The organism is Paenibacillus sp. MCAF9, assembly GCF_052114265.1.
GTDB lineage: Bacteria > Bacillota > Bacilli > Paenibacillales > Paenibacillaceae > Pristimantibacillus.
Genome location: NZ_JBFREL010000001.1, coordinates 236415 through 254223, shown reverse-complemented (window position 1 = coordinate 254223; position 17809 = coordinate 236415). Strand labels below are relative to the sequence as shown.

Genomic DNA, 17809 nt, shown 5'->3' with positions numbered 1-17809 from the left:
CCGATAGACTCAAAGCGCGCTTAATCCCTCATCTTGTTGACAAGCAGGACAAGCATACGCTTTGCGGCCAGATACATCGATTTTCTCGATCACAGCACCACAGCGTGAACATGGTTGACCCTCACGCTCGAAGACTTGAAAGTGAATCCTATGTTTTCCAGTTAAGCTATCTCCCTCAAAGAACGGATGCTCTCCCGCTCCTCCTTGTGAAATCGCTTCCTTCAGTACATTATGCATCGCTGCGTATAGGCGTTCCCATGCTTCGTTTTCTAATACTGGAACTTTAGCGTCGGGGCGAATCGCTGCGGCAAAACAAATCTCATCCGCATACGCTGCACCAATTCCAGAAATCACGTTTTGGTCGCTAAGAGCGGTTCTGATTGCAACACGTTTTTTGGCAAATAGTGCAATGAAACGATCCAATGTCACTCTTTTGTCCAATGCATCTGGTCCTAGGCGTCCAAGTTTCCCTTCGACTTCCTTCACAGTCAACAGCTGCAAATCATCCGCACGCAAACCGACTCCATACAATACGGCTTCACCGAAATGCAGTTTCATCTGAACGTTGCGATCAGGTTTGTCAGACTCGCTTCCTCTATACAAATAAGCCCCTTGCCCCAAATGAAGCAATAGACGTTTTCCATTATCCAAGTGTAAAACTAAATGTAAACCTCTTCTTTCAACAAACCATACAACTTTACCAACCACGTCACGCTCAATTTGTTCTTCACTTGCTTGAAAAACTTTACCATTTGTTATCTCGATACCGGTAATTTGGGCGCCAGCGAATTGCTCCGCCAATAAAGCCCGATAATTTTCCAGTTCCGGCAATTCATGCATGAAAGCTCGCTTCCTTCCTATTTTCTTCGTTATAAGTCTTAACAATCTCTATGATCAGATATATAAGAACGAAGCTCTTCTAAATGATTGCAAATGACAGTTGGCATGCATCCTGCCTGCTCCATATAATACTCGATATTTTGCGCTGTTGTAAGCCCGGTCAGTACTAGAATCGTACCGCAGCCAGCAGCTGCTCCAAAAGCGATATCTGTTGCCAAATTGTCGCCTACTACCCATGTTTCATCAGCGCTTAAGCCAATCGATCTTAATGAATAGCTCATAAGAATGGATGATGGTTTGCCTATGAGTATAGGCTCTTTGCCGCCCGCTGCCTTCAACATAGCTCCTATAGAGCCTGCTCCTGGAATGAGTCCATCACTGGATGGCAGCAGCAAATCAGGATTTGTCATAACGAATTCAGCCCCACTGTGAATATACCGAACGGCCTTCGTTAATCGCTCGTAAGTAAACGAGCGGTCAATTCCTTGCAAAACAAAATCCGGTTGTTCCTCAGTGAGAATTAAGCCTGCTTCTTGCACAGCCTGTTTTAGTCCAGCCTCACCAATGACAAATACAGACGCACCTGGCTTAATTGAAGCGATATGCTCAGAAGCCGCTTGCGCGGATGTGCATACCTCTTCAGCAGCAGCTGGAATGCCCATTTTCATTAGCCTTTCAGCTACCTCATCGGGTGTAGAAGAGGAGTTGTTTGTAACAAAGCGATATGGAAGCTTAATCTCTCTCAAATAAGTGATGAGTTCAGCTGCACCAACAATTTGATGAGTACCGTGATATAACGTTCCGTCAAGATCAATTAATAAGCCGCGCATGGCAGGCAGTCCCGTTGTCATCGTTGTTTTCCTCCCAAGGGTAAACGGCAGTCGCCACTATAGTGGTCAAGCTTACGTTTTCCGTTGAAAGATAAGCTATATAGTTGAGCTGCAGCTGTCTGTTTACGCTATTATCCTATTTTAAAAAGTAGCTTCTTAATGAACATGTTTGGTTGATTTGCGGCGCAGCCTTGCTATTCGATTACGCAAAGCATCGAGCTCCGCTCTTTTTTTGGCATCAGGCCGAATGAGCTGCGAATGATTCAGTGCATGTTCTAAAGCTGCATTCGCATATCCTAAAGCTGACTCAAAATCTTTGATCTTATGCTCATAATACATGGCAAGTTCAATGCTTGCTTCATGGGCAGCAGATCCAAAATGATTAGAAGAATGAATAATAGCCTTCTGCCACAATAACACAGCACGATCCCAATTTCCAGCCTTCTTGTCCCGCGCGGCAAGCATGACTAGTGTAGAAGGTTTTGAGTTCTCTTCCTTCATGGCTAAATCGAATAAATGATCAGGAAGCTCCATTTTACCCATACGCTCTAGCCAAAGACCTGTGCGCACCATCTCCTCAGGCTCATCGGGCAACGGAATATACAACTTAATCGTTCCGTTTAACAAATGACCAAATCGAATCGCTAGACAAGCTAGGGATAACATATCTATTTCGTTATGGCGAAAAACTCCCTCAAGCGGTGCTGGATCTCCATTCGCCAGAAATTGAAAATAAAGCTGAGGAGCGAGTGATCCTGGAACGTCATCCTCCCGGTGAATACCGAGCCGCTCTTCTTCAACATGGCTCAATTTACACGAAACGAGCGTATTACGCCAAATCGATCTTGCAGGATGCAAGAAATCGAGATGCTGAGGCTCCCACATCTTTTGACCAAGTCCATTCATAATAAAACGATTTTGAACGAGCGGCCAATCGAAGGTTTTTCCGTTGTAGGTGGACAAAAAAGTATAATCGTTCAGCTTCCCCATCAAATAATGAAGCATTGCCCGCTCTTCAGCAGGATGCCTGATCAACGCTTGCTCGATGACAAATTGGTCCTTTGACAAATAGCCTATGCCAACCATGAAAGGAACGTTCCCTGCTCCAACGCCTAAACCTGTCGTTTCCAAATCGAGAAACATGATTTGTTCCGCAGATGTTAATGAATCAGGATGAAATGCTGATAAGGCAGGTGCAGCCTCTTGCAGCTCTACTAATGCATGATGACCATGGCGATAATCTGACGGATAAATGATTTTTCGGAGCAAAAAGCTTCCAATTTCATTCGTAACCAGCTTGACATCGAAGGTCTCCCACACGGGTGAAAGCCATTCTTCATCATCTTCCGGCTGTTGTACCATCTTCTCTTCAGTGGCAGGAACCACCGCCGCTGGCTGGTTCTCTTCCTCACGAATGTTTCCCCGCAAACGATTCATTTTATCGCGTAATAAGCTCATCGTTTGCCCTCCGCTTCATTAAGAAGATAACATGTTTGCTTTCGTAAACCAATCTCATGAATCGGTCCAAGCGGAGCGCGATGAGCGAGCTGTATTTCGTACTTGCTAATATAATCCTTCATAATCATAATGACCTCAACAGATCTAAGCTTGTTTGTTTTGCATGAATTCCATATATTTCAGTGCCAATACAAGACGGACAACCATCTTCGCATGGACATTTTCGGATTAATTTTATTGCGGCTTCTTTTACTTCATCAAACCGTTTATATACGTCCTCGGCTAGTCCAATGCCCCCAGGGTAATGGTCATATATGAAAATCGTAGGAAGCTGCGTATGCTCGGCCCTGATTTGTGAAACGACATGAATATCATTTCGGTCACACATTACATGAATAGGTACAATATGCCTAAGCACATTCGCTATTCCAAGAAGCAGCTGTTCTAGTGTTTTTGTTTCAATCGCTGGGTCTACCTCTTTCAATTCTATCCAGGTTGCGCTGGTATGCAATTCATCTTCCGGAAGATTTACTTGGCCGTATCCGATATTTTCAAAACTCGACAATCGAATTTTCTTAAACAGCGTTGCGAGAAAATTTACTACAACATCTCCATATATTATGGATGAAGATCGCTTGCTCTCAATCCTATCCTCTGCTAATACTTTAAGCTTTACCGCTAGATTCGCGTCTGTATAATACTCTACATCGACTTTTCGAACATAAGCCTTCTTATGATCCCAGTCCAGCTTTTCAACTTGGAATTGTACACCTTCATGTAAATAAATGGCTTCATCATGCAAAAGAGTCATAGCGCTAAAACGGTCCATTTCCCCAATGATTTTCACGTTCGCAGTTTCTGACTGGTCGATGATAACTACATTTTCCTGTGCGGCAGAACGCAGACTTACCTCACTAGCTGGAAAAGCCAGATTAGCCCAATAAAACGTATCCGCTGCTTGAGTGAGTACCCGTTCTTCTACCAGATACTCCAATATGTCTACTATTTCTATTGAACCGAATTGTTCTCCCTTTTTAAATGGCAGCTCATAGGCGGCACAACGAACGTGGTCAACTAGAATGAGCAAGTTTTCCGGATTGATTCTAGCGGATTCCGGGGATCGATCAAAGAAGTATTCGGGGTTTTGGACAATATACTGGTCAATAGGCGTATTGCTTGCTACCATTAATACAAGTGCTTCCCCATGTCGTCTTCCAGCTCGTCCAGCTTGCTGCCATGTACTTGCAACGCTTCCTGGATAACCTGTCATAATACAGACCTGCAGCTGTCCAATGTCTACACCTAGTTCTAAAGCATTTGTGCTGACCACGCCTAATATTTCGCCATTTCTTAATCCTCTTTCAATTTCACGTCTTTGATTTGGCAAGTAGCCGCCACGATAACCTCGTATGGATTTAGTGCCGATTTCATTTTTAACCAGTTCCTGTATATGGCTTAAAATAATTTCTACTCTTACCCGGCTGCGAGCAAAAACAATCGTCTGTATTTTGTTCGTCAAAAATTCCTTCGCTAACTGATTAACCTCTACAGTAGAGCTTTTTCGTATATTGAGCGGTTTATTTACAATCGGCGGGTTATAAAAAACAAAATGTTTCCGTCCTCTTGGCGCGCCGTTATCATCAATTAATCGCATAGGATTCCCTGTCAATTGTTCTGCTAGTTCCTTAGGGTTGGCTATTGTGGCAGATGTACAAATAAACAGTGGATCGCTACCATAAAACTTGCATATGCGTTTGAGCCTTCGAATGACATTTGCTACATGACTTCCGAATACGCCTCTATACGTATGAAGCTCGTCAATAACGATATATTTAAGATTGCTAAATAAACTTACCCATTTTGTATGATGTGGAAGGATAGCGGAATGCAGCATATCGGGGTTCGTGATGACGATATGTCCTACATTTCTTACAATCGTTCGAATAGCAGGCGAAGTGTCGCCGTCATAGGTAAAGCTTTTAATATCAATTCCCATTTCGTTTATCATTTCAGTTAATTCACTTTTTTGATCTTGTGCAAGAGCTTTCGTTGGGAATAAATATAAAGCTCGACTGCCGTCGTCTTCCGCTATCGCTTGTAACACTGGAAGGTTATAACAAAGCGTTTTTCCAGATGCGGTCGGAGTTACAGCGACTATATTTTCACCTTTTCGTATCGTTTCGTAAGCTGAGTGCTGATGCGTATATAACTGCTCTATTCCTCTTTTTGCAAAAGCCGATTTAATTCTTGGATCGACGCTTTCTGGCAGAGGTTTTGTTTTTGCCTCTTGAGGCTCTATTTCAGTCCAATTTATAATATTTTCATTGGCTCTTAAATTTTGGATCATTTCTGAAAGTGATTTCTTTTTTATCATTTCTTAGCACCTCACTATACCCTATATATTAGCGAATATCTGTTCCCTTTACTAGTCTTTAGTTCTGGATATATAGTGCCAAAGAAAAACCGTTTGCTTGCCACAAATTTGTTGACGTCGCACCTATCAAATTGACACACGAAACAAAAACCAATATAGTAAATTTATATTATAATTAGATGGTTGTTTAAATATCTAACGACTTCAAAAGTCAGCTGGAAAGGACAGCTTACATGTCAATCAATTTAGCCTTTAAGGCACTATCTGACCCTACTCGCAGAAAAATTTTAGAACTATTGCGAGAACGTGACTTAACTGCTGGAGAAATAGCCGACCATTTTCAAATGACTAAGCCCAGCATCTCTCATCACCTTAGCTTATTAAAGCAAGCAGATCTTGTATCCGATGAACGGCAAGGCCAGCATATTTATTATTCACTTAACACAGCTGTCTTCCACGACTTAATGGACTGGATGAATTCCTTTCAACAGAGCGAATCCGAAGGGATTGTAGAGAAATGAAAGCAAGTATCTTCTCTTGGATTATTGTTGCCATTGCATTAGTCGCGAGCATCGTAACCTATCCCGATTTACCCGAGCAAATGGCAATTTACTGGGATATGAACATTGAATTCGATGGATTGGCGCATAAAGCATTTACCTTGCTGCTTTTACCAGCATTTATGGTCATCCTAATTGTCATCCTTCCAAAAAAACATGCTTCCCAAAATCAAAAGCCTAATCTTCACACGGTTCAAAATGTAGTCTTGATCAGCTTGCTCGTGCTTCACGGTGTTACCATTGCATCTGGTTACGGACTCATTATTGATATCACCAAAGTCATCATCACTATCATTGGTATTATTTTCACAGTGGCAGGCTTGTATATGCCGCATTTTCAACCAAACAGCTATATTGGAATAAAGACCGTTAATACGCTTGGCAGTGAAGACGTTTGGAAAAAAACACATCGAGCAGCATCCAAATTTTATGTGGTTGGCGGATTGCTGATGATTGTCTCGTCTTTTATTCCAAACCCATACCAAATGTTCATTTTTTTCGGTATTGTTGTGATCATCGTTTTAGCTTCAGTATTTCTATCGTTTCACTTTGGCAAAGATAACAAATAAAGCAAAAACGCGAGGAAATCCTCACGTTTTTGCTTTTTTTTATTCTATATGAGTCGCACGTTTTATTTCGATATGTAGAAAATCTGTTGCTGCTGTGACAGGTGAGAAGTGTACGCCAGCCTCTTCTTCAAGCTGTACAAGATCCTCATTGCTGTAGCGTCCGCTAAAATGGGTCATCACCAGCCGCTTGGCGTTTGCTTTAACAGCTGTTTCTGCCGCCTCCGCCGTCGTACAATGTCCAAACTCATGTGCTTTCTCTTCCATGCCTGCAGCAAAGGTCGCTTCGTGAACGAGCAGATCAGCATCTTTCGCTAAGGTTATAGCATTATCACATGGCTTCGTATCACCAAGCACTGTGATTACTCTCCCGATATAAGTTGGGCCGGTAACATCCTCAGTGTGAATGAGCAATCCGCTCGGAGATGTAACCGACTGCCCTCTTTTTAACGCCCCGTATAGCGGACCTGCTTCAATCCCATACTCCTTCAGCTTGTGGACGAGCAGCTTGCCGGGCTGATCTTGTTCAGTTACGCGATAGCCGAAGCAAGTCACTCGATGCTCAAGCGGCGCTATCTCAACCTTAAATCGATTATCCTCAAAAACAACACCTTCATTTCCCGTTAATTCGTGGATAATGAGCTCATAATCGAGCTGCGTAGCACTAATCGCAAAGGTTGTCTCAATATAGCTCCTAATCCCAACAGGACCAAAAAGCTGTACAGGTGTGATTCCGCCATCGAAAGAGCGGCTGCTGAGCAAGCCAGGCAGCCCATAAATGTGATCACCGTGCAAATGTGTAATAAATATGTATTCAATCTTATTCAGTTTAAGCGGTGTTCTCATAAGCTGATGCTGCGTTGCCTCTCCAGCATCGAATAACAGTAAACTGCACGTTGGCTCAGGAAGCTGCAGCGCCACGGCTGTTACATTGCGATACTTCGAAGGTCTTCCTGCGCCCGTTCCCAAAAACCACATATTCATATTATTATCCACCCCACTCTTAGCCCTGCGGCCTCGACTTCTGGAATTGAAACGAAGAGCCCTCTCAAGCTCGTCATTACGAACGCTCAAGGGCTCTTTGTTATTATACGCTATAGTTTCTCAACATTAAAATATTGTGCTTCTGGATGAGCGAATACCATTGCAGATACGGATGCCTCTGGCTCCATCATGCAGCCTTCAGTCAATTCAACGCCAATATCTTGAGGTCTCATCAAATCGAACAATGGCTCCTGATCCTCAAGGTTTGGACATGCCGGGTATCCGAACGATACACGAATGCCTTGATAACGAGCCCCATGACGCTGTTTCATCGTCATCTCCGCAGGATCTGGATAACCACAGATATCACGCATAATATGGTGGACACGCTCTGCCATTCCTTCTGCAACCTCTAGAGCAACGGACTGAAGCGCATGCGAGCGCAAATAATCGCCGTTATCCTTCCATTCATTCGCAATTTCACGAATGCCGTGTCCAGCGGTTACGACTAGGAAACCAACATAATCCATAACGCCGCTTTCCACTGATTTCAAAAAGTCGGATAAGCATAAGTAAGGTTCCACCTGTTGACGAGGGAAGGTAAACCGCTTAATTTCCTGACGCGGGTCCACTGGATTGTAAATAATTATTTCATTTCCTGAAGACTGCGCTGGGAAGAAACGGTACATACCGTGGGTTTTTATAATGCCATCGGTTGTTCCTTTTTTCAATATTTCATCAACGGTAGCTTTAAGCTGCACTGCTTTTTCATTGCCATCCTTCAACAATTGATCAACATTGCCTTTTAGTCCGAGGTGATGACCAAGCAGCATCTGCATGTTGACATAAGGTATGACATGAGGAAGCGGTACATCACGCAGAATATGCCGATCCAAATCCGGCGGCGTAAATACTGGCGCATCCGGTGAAATTTTGGAACGAACAGCCCGCGTCAATTGTGGCAAAGGCTTCTTCTCTTCTTCGTATACTCCGCCAGACGCTTTAAATGCGGCCATTTCATCTTCAAGCCGTGATCGATGCTCAGGGTCCATCAGCTTGTTGGCGATATCAAGACCGTCCATTGCATCCTTTGCGTAGAGAACAAGTCCATCATATTCCGGGCCAATTCTCGTTTTCGTAAATTTCCGTGTTAGCGCCGCGCCGCCAACAAGAATCGGTGCATCAATGCCGGCTGTACGCAAATCCTGTGCCGTAATAACCATTTGCTGTGCGGATTTAACGAGCAAACCAGATAAACCGATAGCATCGGCCTTCTCATTGCGATAAGCTTCAATTAATTGCTCAGGCGGTACCTTAATGCCTAGATTTATTATTTTGTAACCGTTGTTTGATAAAATAATTTCAACTAGATTTTTTCCGATGTCATGAACATCGCCTTTTACGGTAGCCAAAATAATTTTACCTTTGACGGAGGATTCATTTTTTTCCATAAATGATTCAAGGTAAGTTACCGAAGCTTTCATTACCTCAGCGCTTTGAAGCACCTCTGCAACGATGAGCTCATTGCCATTGAACAAACGGCCAACTTCCTCCATCCCGCGCATTAGCGGCCCGTTGATGACTTCCATCGCCGTATATTTCTTCAGCGCTTCATCCAGATCCGGGATAAGCCCCTCTTTTGTACCTTCGACTACGTAGGAGCCTAAACGTTCCTCAAGCGATAGATTCGAAATCTTTTCTTTCTTCTCTACCTTCTTGTCACGGAATGCGGCAACGAACGCAGCAAGCGACTCGTCCGTCGTGTTGTAAATTAGCTCTTCAGCCAGTTGACGCTCTTCATCAGGGATCGATGCATAACGCTCCAGCTTCTCAGTATTAACAATGGCATAATCTAGCCCAGCTTTTGTCGCATGGTACAAGTAAACCGAGTTGAGTACTTCCCTACCTGCATCTGGCAAACCGAAAGAAATGTTGCTCAGACCCAATATCGTTTTGGCACGCGGGAACTTCTCCTTGATCATCCGAATTCCTTCCAGCGTCTCAACAGCAGAACCGATATATTGTGGATCACCTGAACCAACTGGGAACATATTTGGATCAAATATAATATCTTCCGGATTCATCTTGTATTTCTGAGTTAGAAGATTGTAGGAACGTTCCGCAACTTCCATCTTCGCTTCTCGCGTTACCGCTTGACCGCGTTCATCGATTAGAATCATAACAACTGCTGCTCCATAACGATGGATTAATGGCAAAATCTTCTCAAACTTGGATTCTCCATCCTCCAAGTTAATGGAGTTAATAATCGCTTTACCTTGCGAATATTTCAGACCCAGCTCAATGATATGATCATAAGTCGAATCCAGCATAAGCGGTGCTTTTATTTTCTTTACGACTTGCGGCAAAAATTGATGTACCGCATACGCTTCATCAATATCGGTATCCTGCAAGTTGATGTCGATGACATGGGCGCCGCCCTTCACCTGTGCACGCGCAATTTCAGAAGCCTCATCAAACTTCTCTTCCTTAAGCAGTCGTTTAAACTTGCGCGAACCGGATATGTTTGTTCGTTCCCCGATCATGATCGGGCGATTTTCCGGTTCAATAAATACCGTCTCAATACCTGAAACCGCATCTGGATGCTCGCCCATCTTCGTGCGCGGAGCATACTTCGCCATGGTTTCAGCCATCACTCGTATATGGTCAGGAGTTGTTCCGCAGCAGCCGCCGGCAATATTCAACCAGCCCTGTTCAGCGAATGCTGACATCTTCTTAGCCAGCGACTCTGGTGATTCGTGGTAATGCCCGTTCTCATCCGGCAAGCCTGCATTTGGATAACAGCTAATTGCAGCATTTGCGATTTCACTCAGTGTCCGCAGGTGATCCCGCATAAACTCAGGGCCTGTCGCACAGTTAAGTCCGATAGAGATCGGCTTCAAATGCTCTAACGAAATGTAGAACGATTCGATGGTTTGACCAGCAAGCGTCGTTCCCATCGGCTCAATCGTACCCGAAATCATAATCGGCAGCTCTTTGCCAAGTTTGTCAAAGGCGTTGCGAATACCGATGCTGCCTGCTTTTACATTAAGTGTATCCTGTGAGGTTTCAAGCAATAATGCATCCACATCAGCTTCGATCAAAGCAAGCGCTTGCTCATAATAGCTCTCGACGAGCTCATCGAAAGTTACCCCTCCGGTTACGGATAAAGTTTTGGTCGTTGGTCCAAGCGCGCCTGCAACGTAACGAGGCTTGTCTGGCGTGCTGTACTTATCACATGCATCACGCGCTAATTTTGCAGCTGCTAGATTGATCTCTCTCGCTTTTTCAGGAATATCATAGTCATCGAGTACAACGCTTGTCGCACCAAATGTATTGGTTTCCAAAATATCTGCGCCAGCCTCTAGGTACTGCTCATGAATAGACTGTATAACGTCAGGACGTGTCAGAACGAGCATTTCATTACAACCGTCCAGCTCCGCTCCACCAAAATCATCTTCAGTTAATCCAGCTTGTTGAATCATCGTGCCCATTGCGCCGTCCAAAATAAGTATGCGCTCCTGAAGCATTTGTTGTATGGTCGGTTTTGACAAAATACTACACCCTTCCCAAAAATCATTAACACATAGTTTATCAGAATACCTGTGTGGTGAAAAGGTAATCCATCGACAATCCATTTGATTTGTTTTATAATCATTATATCATTTAATCTCTATAGGAAAAGAGGGAATGTTCATGGCTGAAATTAGAATTCGCAATACTGAAGAACGGATTCAAGGGGAAGAGGCTGTTCGTGCATTTCTAGAACAGCAAGAGGTGCTTTACGAGCATTGGAATCCAAGCAAGCTAGCAGAAGATTTACAGCAAAAATTCGTTCTCTCCGATGAAGAGAAGCAGCAAATTTTAGCGACATATGACGAAGAAATTAAAGATTTGGCACAGCGTCGTGGATATCAAACTTGGGATATTATCGCATTGTCCGATGCTACGCCTAACTTAGACGAGCTGCTCAAAAAGTTTGAAAATGTACACACGCATACAGAAGATGAAGTTCGTGCGATTACAGCAGGACGCGGCATCTTTATTATAAAAGGTACTGATGATGTTGGTTATTTCGACGTTGAACTTGAAGCTGGCGATGTCATTTCGGTACCGGAATACAAACCGCATTTCTTCACGCTAATGGATAATCGCCAAATCGTTGCCGTTCGTCTCTTCATTGAAACAGAGGGCTGGATCGCTCATCCGTTTGCTGACGACAAGTTTGCTGCTAATCAGGCCTAATATTAAATCAAAAATAATGCAAGCCCCTCTTCAGCAGCACAAGCTGTCCGCGAGGGGCTTTTTTGTTGCAAGTTTAAACTTCAAGCAAAGGAAGAAGCTCTTCCAAATGTTTAATTTCATATGATGGGACAATCTCGTCATTGCGAACAACGCCGTGACGGTTAATCCAAACTGATGTCATACCAATCGTATTTGCGCCAAGAATATCCGTTGTCAGCTTATCTCCAACCATGATCCCATGATCCGTCTCTACGCCAAGACGCTCAAGCGCATGCTTGAATATCGATGCTGCCGGCTTTCCTTCTCCAAATTCACCCGAGATTATAATATGATCGAAGTATGGCACAAGTTCCGGTACGCCAGCAAGCTTCTCACGCTGCAAATCAGGCGAGCCGTTCGTTAGCAAAAGCAGCTTGTATTTTCCTTTGAGTGCATCTAGAACGCGGAATGTTTCTTCATATACGATAGGACGCAAGCGGCGCTCAGCCGGGAATTGCTCAGCCAGCTTCGCACCTAGTTCCTCGTTATCAACGCCAAGTGCTTTCAAGCCTTGTGTCCAAGCTGCTTTCCGATAACCCGGAGCGAGTGACTCAAGCTTGCGGAATTCCTCCTGTTCACCTTCAAGAAACGGTGCCCAGAGTCCTTCGAAAGGATTGATCCCGATCATCTTAGTGAACGAGAACGTTTCATAGGATTCGTAGAGAGCTCTTGCCTCACGGCGAACGGATTCTTCAAGCTCGCTCGGATCAACCCCGCATTCTGCTGCTGCTGCTTGGCATGTAGCTTCAAAAGCTTCCTTAACGCTGCGGTCATCCCACAGCAATGTGTCATCCAGATCAAATAATACTGCTTGTTTAGCCATCGTTGTTCGAACTCTCCTGCCTATTTATTTTTGCTGAAAAGCGATTCCATTAGCATTTGCAAATAATTTAAGCTTCTCGCCAATTTCATCGGTTGGAAAACGGTTCGTCAATTTAGAGAACACCCAGTTTCCGCCTTTTTGCATCTCCACGACCACATAACCTTTTTGCACGCTGAAGCCTTTGATCGATGCTGCTGGAATACGCTTGTCCCCCGTTAGACGACGTGATTGAATGTAGTCTTTACCGATCGTAATATACGGTCTGCGGAAAAAGAACAAAGCCGCAAGCAAAATGTAGCATCCTACCGTAATCCAAAACATCGTATCCATTTTAAATGTAGAGGAGCTGGACATCAAAATGACATACATGCCGATAAACAAAATCAAAAGAATTGGCGCAATAAAATTGCGGCCCACGATTTTTTCTGATTTCTCTGCATTAAAAACGATTTGACCATTTCCTTGCTTCTTGCGCTGCTTATTTACGACATTCATATTTTTGCGCACTTTGCGCTCCCAGGAACGTGACAAACAAATTCTCCTCCTAATTAAATACCTTATTCAAACGGTCTGCGAAACTTTTCTATAAAACGATTAGGGTAATCTTCCGGAAGCGCGCTTATTTGCTCCAAACGGTTCCAAACCTCGCTAGGCATTTCCCAGCCGATGGCGCCAATATTATCTTCAAATTGCTCCAGCTTGCTGGCACCAAAAATCGGTGAAGTAATGCCTTCTCGCTGAATGAGCCATCTTAAAGCTACCTGTGCAGGTGATTTATCCAGCTCTTTCGCTGCTTCCAGCAATGCGTCGAGAATTTCAAAGTTTTTATCATTAGACCGCAGAGTCCACGCGCTCTCGCCTACTTTGGAAGTTAGACGCCCTTCCTTTGGCTCTTCCCTTGTATAGCGTCCCGTTAGAAAACCGCCGCCAATCGGAGCCCAAGGAATAATTCCGACTTTCTCCTCTAAACAAAGCGACAGCATTTCACGATCCATCTGTCTGCTCACTAGGCTATATTGAGGCTGAATCGATACAAAACGCACATATCTGCTAGCATCGCTATACGCTAGTGATTTCATCAGCTGCCAAGCAAAAAAATTGGAACATCCTATGTAACGAACTTTACCGGAAGTAACGAGGTCATCCAGTGTGCGCAGCGTTTCCTCTATCGGAGTCGCATGATCCCATACATGCACTTGATACAGATCGATATAATCAGTCTGTAGCCGCTTAAGACTAGCTTCTACACCGTCCATAATATGTTTGCGGGACAAGCCTACTCCGTTAATATTGCTCGATGTTGTCATTCGCACTTTTGTAGCAAGAACGATGTCAGATCGTTTGTTTTTGATCGCTTTGCCGACGATTTCCTCGGAACGACCGCTCACATAAACGTCGGCCGTATCGAGAAAATTGCCTCCACGATCAACAAAACGATCGATCATCTCGATCGAATCTTCCTCACTTGTCGTATTGCCGAATGTCATGGTGCCTAAACAAAGCTCAGAAACAGCTAGTCCACTTTTGCCTAATAGTTTGAAATTCATCTAATCACCCCATCTTGGATATTAAATGATTACACAGTACATTCATTAGTGCTTAACATTATCTTTGTCATCAACGATTTCGATTTTATCAAGCTGTTGACGGAAATTGCTTTTGAAAACAGTCAAGTATTGCTTGCGAAGCTCTTCTCTCTCAACCGTTTCCTCATCGGATAAACCTTCCGATTTATTTTTACGAGCCAGCTCGTTAATACGTTCTATAATTTTATCGAATTCCATTACTTGCTCTACTCCTCTCATGATGAAAAAAACTCTACTCTCTACTTTTACATTTCCACCAATCAGTTGTCAAGGCAACAGAGCTCATCTCGAATAAAGTAACGACAGACAGCAGCATTCGTTATTGCAAAACAACTTGATCGCCTGGCTTCAATCCTTCAAGCACTTCTGTTTGTTCTGGCGTTTCGAGGCCAATCTTTATTTCCTTACGCTCATATTGACCAATGCCTGTATCGAGCATCACGAAATGTTTATCTTTCTCGCGAATAATCGCAATCGATGGCACTGATATTGCATTTTCTTTGCGTTCAGTTTCAATAGCACCGCTGAGGCTAAGGCCGGCAATCAAATACTCGTTAGGCTCAAGCACGATTACGACTTCAAATTGTGCGGCTTGATTTAAATTGTTTTGATCCGTTCCCGTTTTTGCAAACTTAGAAACTTTAAGCACTTTGCCTGAAAGATTCAGCTCTTTCATCGCATTCATCTTCACCTTGACCGGCATGCCCGCTTTAATTCGAAACACATCCTGTTCGCCCACTAAGGCGATAAATTGCAATTTGTTCAAGTCAACGACTTTGCCGATATACTCATTGACGGTCAATGCCTGTGGCCGTTTGTTAGGATTATCGAATAAAAAGATTCCTGTTGCTGGTGAACGAAAGCTGGATTCATTAAGCATTTTTTTCTTTTGCTGCAGCTCCTTAGCTTGAATGCTCGCTGTTACTTCATTAACATCCTTGGATAAACGTGTGATTTCTCTTTCAACGAGCACTTTTTTTCGCGCCTCTTCCGTTGACTCCATTGCCGCTGATTCGTCATTCAATTGATTGAGGTAATCGTTTAACTCAGCCTCAAGCTTGCCTTTTCGCAGAACTGCCTCCATTTGTAAAATATCGTTTTGTACTGCCGTCTGATCCAGGTTAAACAATATATCACCCTTTTTCACCTGCTGCCCGTCTTCTACCGCCCACTGTTTAACCTCGGAGCCATAAGGTGCATAGATGAGTGTTTCCTGCTCATACAATGACTTTCCCTTTACTTCAACCGTATTGGCTATCGTTTCGTTCGTCACTTGGAATGTAATTGGCTGAGAATCAGAAACGAATTCTGTTTGCCTAGGAGGATTGCCTATCTTGTATAGTCCAAAACTTATCCCAATAATAATAATACCGATTATTCCCCACTTTATTTTTCTTTTCATATGTAAGCTCCTTCTTCAACCATAAATTAATCGCGTCTAATCGCTGTTAAAGCATCCGTACGTGAAGCGCTTATTGCTGGATAAATACCCGATAGTATACCTGTAGCAAGCGCAAAAGCCATGCCTATTGGAATCGTTATAAATGGAATAAAAATAATGACAGAGTCCGTCTCGCCGGATAAGTTATAAATGAGGGCATTTATACCCCATACAATCCAATAGGAGAAAAGTACACCTAACAATCCACCAAGCAACCCGAGCAGTGCTGCCTCAATGATGAACATGTTGCGGATTTGAGCCAAATTCGCACCAAGCACCTTCATAATCCCAATTTGTCTACGTCTTTGATAGGTAGACATCGTCATCGCTACTACGATCGATATCGAAGCTATGATTAGAATAAACACACCAATACCAAGTGCCGCAGCTTTAATGATTTTAAATTCATTTGCGAGCTGTTCCTTCTGCTGTAGATTTGTTCGCGTAGTAACGACTAGTTTCTGCAGCTGCTTCTCTACTTGTTCAATCTTTGCTTGGTTATCTACTTTTACAATAATAGAGTTATAAGCTTCCTGCTCATCACTCCCTAGCTTCAACTCTTTCTTTAGGAGCTCCGCTGTCTCTAATGAGACATATCCTTTTTTGTCATACATCGACTGCTCATCACTGACCCCTGCTGGCTTCTTGAGCACGCCTATTACACGAAGAGGTCCGCTCAACACGACTTGGCCATCAGGTGAATAGGAGCGAAGCTGTATTTGCTTCTGATATAAAGCCCCTGGCACACGATTTAACTTCTCAAATTGCTGATAAACCGTTTCATCATAGGGATTGGCATCGATTTGCTCTCGAATTTTACGTTTCGACTCTTCATCAATAAATCCCATTGTCGCTCCATAGTTAAGAACGATGGTACCTAATACATTCGTTGCTTCTCCTTGATTGATGTCATTTCCAAAAGCGGAAAGCATCTCAATATCTGTACCTATAATTTCAGTTTGAATTTGTGAAGTAAGTCCATCTAACGTCATCGTCTCCACATAGTTAAGCTGTTGATATGGTGAAGCAGCTTTGACATGTTCGATTTGTCTCATGATGTCAAGCTTTTGCTTAGTTAACTTGCCTTTCTGCAAAGAATCTTCATCAGCTGTGGATGCTCCGCCGCCAGCGTATGCTCCTGTACTCGCTGTTACCGTTATTTCATCCATCTTCAAGTAACTATTCATTTGTTTCTCAATGTAAACTTGAGCAGATTCACCGATACTAAGTGCAATTATAATTGCAGCACATCCAATAGAAATACCCGCAGCGCATAATGCCGTAACTACCTTCCTGCGCCTTACCTGATCCCATGATAATCTTGTAATATCACTAATTCTCAATTTGAATTCCCCCCGCAAGCATACTTTCTCGTGCGGCTTCCTGATCCGTTACGAGATAACCATCTCGCAGCGTGATAATTTTTTCTGTTTGTGCTGCTACCTCACGTTCATGGGTTACGATAATAAATGTAGTATCCATCGTTTTATTCAACTGCTTCAAAATCATAATAATTTCTTCCTCTGTTTTGGTATCCAAATTACCGGTAGGCTCGTCCGCAAAAATAACCGATGGCTCTGTTATCAATGATCTTGCAATACTGACACGCTGTTGTTGTCCTCCCGAGAGCTGAGATGGGAATAACTCTGCTTTATCAGGAATTCCTACCTGCTCTAATAACGAAAGAGCTTTTTTCTTCCGTATTGAAGGATGCATCGATTGAAATACAAGCGGAAGCTCCACATTTTCCCTAACCGTCAAGTTGGCTATCAACTCATACGCTTGAAAAATAAATCCGATATGCTTCCGTCTAAACTCTGCCAATCGGTTTTCATTCATCGTTACAATATTATGGTCCGCAATAAAGATTTGGCCTTCTGTAGGCTTCATTAAGCCAGCCATTAAGTTCAGTAATGTAGATTTACCGGAACCGGAGCTCCCTAACAACGCAATCATTTCTCCCTTATGTACGTGAAAGCTTATTTTCTGCAGTACAGTGGTCGTTTCATGCCCATTCATAAATGAGTGGGATAACTCTTCAACTCGTAACAAAATAGCATCTCCTT

General features: G+C 43.4%; 17 protein-coding genes. 3 read left to right on the top strand and 14 right to left on the bottom strand.

Annotation, left to right across the window (positions count from 1 at the left end; all coding sequences use genetic code 11):
• Window positions 1-9 precede the first annotated feature (9 nt).
• From AB4Z45_RS01180 to AB4Z45_RS01160, 5 genes are all read right to left on the bottom strand, one after another.
• Complete coding sequence (locus tag AB4Z45_RS01180) at window positions 10-840, bottom strand: Fpg/Nei family DNA glycosylase (protein WP_441907528.1); 831 nt, start codon at window positions 838-840, stop codon at window positions 10-12.
• Window positions 841-878: 38 nt separating this feature from the next.
• Entirely contained in the window at window positions 879-1691 is an 813-nt protein-coding gene (locus tag AB4Z45_RS01175) for a TIGR01457 family HAD-type hydrolase (protein WP_441907527.1), read from the bottom strand.
• 135 nt (window positions 1692-1826) lie between these two features.
• Window positions 1827-3128, bottom strand: coding sequence for a ribonuclease H-like domain-containing protein (locus AB4Z45_RS01170; RefSeq protein WP_441907526.1), 1302 nt, complete (start codon window positions 3126-3128; stop codon window positions 1827-1829).
• On the bottom strand, window positions 3125-3250 hold the full coding sequence (locus tag AB4Z45_RS01165; protein ID WP_441907525.1) for a hypothetical protein: 126 nt from the start codon (window positions 3248-3250) through the stop codon (window positions 3125-3127). Before AB4Z45_RS01165 ends, AB4Z45_RS01170 begins: the two co-directional genes overlap by 4 nt.
• Before the next feature lie 2 nt (window positions 3251-3252).
• Window positions 3253-5499 (bottom strand): DEAD/DEAH box helicase, encoded by a 2247-nt coding sequence (locus AB4Z45_RS01160; protein WP_441907845.1) that lies wholly within the window; start codon window positions 5497-5499, stop codon window positions 3253-3255.
• A 236-nt stretch (window positions 5500-5735) separates the two neighbouring features.
• Between AB4Z45_RS01160 and AB4Z45_RS01155 the strand changes: the two genes are divergently transcribed.
• The gene (locus tag AB4Z45_RS01155; protein ID WP_076265820.1) at window positions 5736-6023 is read left to right on the top strand and encodes an autorepressor SdpR family transcription factor; all 288 of its coding nucleotides are present in this window, start codon (window positions 5736-5738) and stop codon (window positions 6021-6023) included.
• Window positions 6020-6631, top strand: a complete 612-nt coding sequence (locus AB4Z45_RS01150) for an SdpI family protein (protein ID WP_076265819.1) — start codon at window positions 6020-6022, stop codon at window positions 6629-6631. The genes AB4Z45_RS01155 and AB4Z45_RS01150 overlap by 4 nt, the downstream gene beginning before the upstream one ends.
• Before the next feature lie 39 nt (window positions 6632-6670).
• On the opposite strand, the gene rnz is transcribed toward AB4Z45_RS01150, so the two are convergent.
• A complete protein-coding gene (gene rnz, locus AB4Z45_RS01145; protein ID WP_441907524.1) occupies window positions 6671-7612 on the bottom strand; it encodes a ribonuclease Z in 942 nt (313 codons plus the stop codon).
• Between the two features lie 110 nt (window positions 7613-7722).
• On the bottom strand, window positions 7723-11139 hold the full coding sequence (metH, locus tag AB4Z45_RS01140) for a methionine synthase (protein ID WP_441907844.1): 3417 nt from the start codon (window positions 11137-11139) through the stop codon (window positions 7723-7725).
• A gap of 166 nt (window positions 11140-11305) precedes the next feature.
• Here metH and AB4Z45_RS01135 point away from each other — a divergent pair, with 166 nt between their 5' ends.
• Complete coding sequence (locus tag AB4Z45_RS01135; protein WP_076265816.1) at window positions 11306-11854, top strand: 1,2-dihydroxy-3-keto-5-methylthiopentene dioxygenase; 549 nt, start codon at window positions 11306-11308, stop codon at window positions 11852-11854.
• Between the two features lie 73 nt (window positions 11855-11927).
• Here the strand turns inward: AB4Z45_RS01135 and AB4Z45_RS01130 are convergent, their stop codons facing one another.
• From AB4Z45_RS01130 to AB4Z45_RS01100, 7 genes are all read right to left on the bottom strand, one after another.
• A complete protein-coding gene (locus AB4Z45_RS01130; protein ID WP_441907523.1) occupies window positions 11928-12716 on the bottom strand; it encodes an HAD family hydrolase in 789 nt (262 codons plus the stop codon).
• 24 nt (window positions 12717-12740) lie between these two features.
• The gene (locus tag AB4Z45_RS01125; RefSeq protein WP_441907522.1) at window positions 12741-13247 is read right to left on the bottom strand and encodes a hypothetical protein; all 507 of its coding nucleotides are present in this window, start codon (window positions 13245-13247) and stop codon (window positions 12741-12743) included.
• Window positions 13248-13273: 26 nt separating this feature from the next.
• Window positions 13274-14263 (bottom strand): aldo/keto reductase, encoded by a 990-nt coding sequence (locus AB4Z45_RS01120; RefSeq protein ID WP_076265813.1) that lies wholly within the window; start codon window positions 14261-14263, stop codon window positions 13274-13276.
• Window positions 14264-14308: 45 nt separating this feature from the next.
• The gene (locus AB4Z45_RS01115; protein ID WP_076265812.1) at window positions 14309-14500 is read right to left on the bottom strand and encodes a DUF896 domain-containing protein; all 192 of its coding nucleotides are present in this window, start codon (window positions 14498-14500) and stop codon (window positions 14309-14311) included.
• 121 nt (window positions 14501-14621) lie between these two features.
• Complete coding sequence (locus tag AB4Z45_RS01110) at window positions 14622-15704, bottom strand: efflux RND transporter periplasmic adaptor subunit (protein ID WP_441907521.1); 1083 nt, start codon at window positions 15702-15704, stop codon at window positions 14622-14624.
• A 26-nt stretch (window positions 15705-15730) separates the two neighbouring features.
• Window positions 15731-17086: an ABC transporter permease gene (locus AB4Z45_RS01105; protein ID WP_441907520.1), complete on the bottom strand. Its 1356-nt coding sequence runs from the start codon at window positions 17084-17086 to the stop codon at window positions 15731-15733.
• Complete coding sequence (locus AB4Z45_RS01100) at window positions 17076-17795, bottom strand: ABC transporter ATP-binding protein (RefSeq protein ID WP_076265809.1); 720 nt, start codon at window positions 17793-17795, stop codon at window positions 17076-17078. Before AB4Z45_RS01100 ends, AB4Z45_RS01105 begins: the two co-directional genes overlap by 11 nt.
• Window positions 17796-17809 lie beyond the last annotated feature (14 nt).

Bases quoted from the DNA above. Each gene is read 5' to 3' on its own strand.
- AB4Z45_RS01180 (WP_441907528.1), bottom strand. From the start codon at position 840: ATGCATGAATTGCCGGAACTGGAAAATTATCGGGCTTTATTGGCGGAG.
- AB4Z45_RS01175 (WP_441907527.1), bottom strand. From the start codon at position 1,691: ATGACAACGGGACTGCCTGCCATGCGCGGCTTATTAATTGATCTTGAC.
- AB4Z45_RS01170 (WP_441907526.1), bottom strand. From the start codon at position 3,128: ATGAGCTTATTACGCGATAAAATGAATCGTTTGCGGGGAAACATTCGT.
- AB4Z45_RS01165 (WP_441907525.1), bottom strand. From the start codon at position 3,250: ATGAAGGATTATATTAGCAAGTACGAAATACAGCTCGCTCATCGCGCT.
- AB4Z45_RS01155 (WP_076265820.1), top strand. From the start codon at position 5,736: ATGTCAATCAATTTAGCCTTTAAGGCACTATCTGACCCTACTCGCAGA.
- AB4Z45_RS01150 (WP_076265819.1), top strand. From the start codon at position 6,020: ATGAAAGCAAGTATCTTCTCTTGGATTATTGTTGCCATTGCATTAGTC.
- rnz (WP_441907524.1), bottom strand. From the start codon at position 7,612: ATGAATATGTGGTTTTTGGGAACGGGCGCAGGAAGACCTTCGAAGTAT.
- metH (WP_441907844.1), bottom strand. From the start codon at position 11,139: ATGCTTCAGGAGCGCATACTTATTTTGGACGGCGCAATGGGCACGATG.
- AB4Z45_RS01135 (WP_076265816.1), top strand. From the start codon at position 11,306: ATGGCTGAAATTAGAATTCGCAATACTGAAGAACGGATTCAAGGGGAA.
- AB4Z45_RS01130 (WP_441907523.1), bottom strand. From the start codon at position 12,716: ATGGCTAAACAAGCAGTATTATTTGATCTGGATGACACATTGCTGTGG.
- AB4Z45_RS01120 (WP_076265813.1), bottom strand. From the start codon at position 14,263: ATGAATTTCAAACTATTAGGCAAAAGTGGACTAGCTGTTTCTGAGCTT.
- AB4Z45_RS01115 (WP_076265812.1), bottom strand. From the start codon at position 14,500: ATGGAATTCGATAAAATTATAGAACGTATTAACGAGCTGGCTCGTAAA.
- AB4Z45_RS01110 (WP_441907521.1), bottom strand. From the start codon at position 15,704: ATGAAAAGAAAAATAAAGTGGGGAATAATCGGTATTATTATTATTGGG.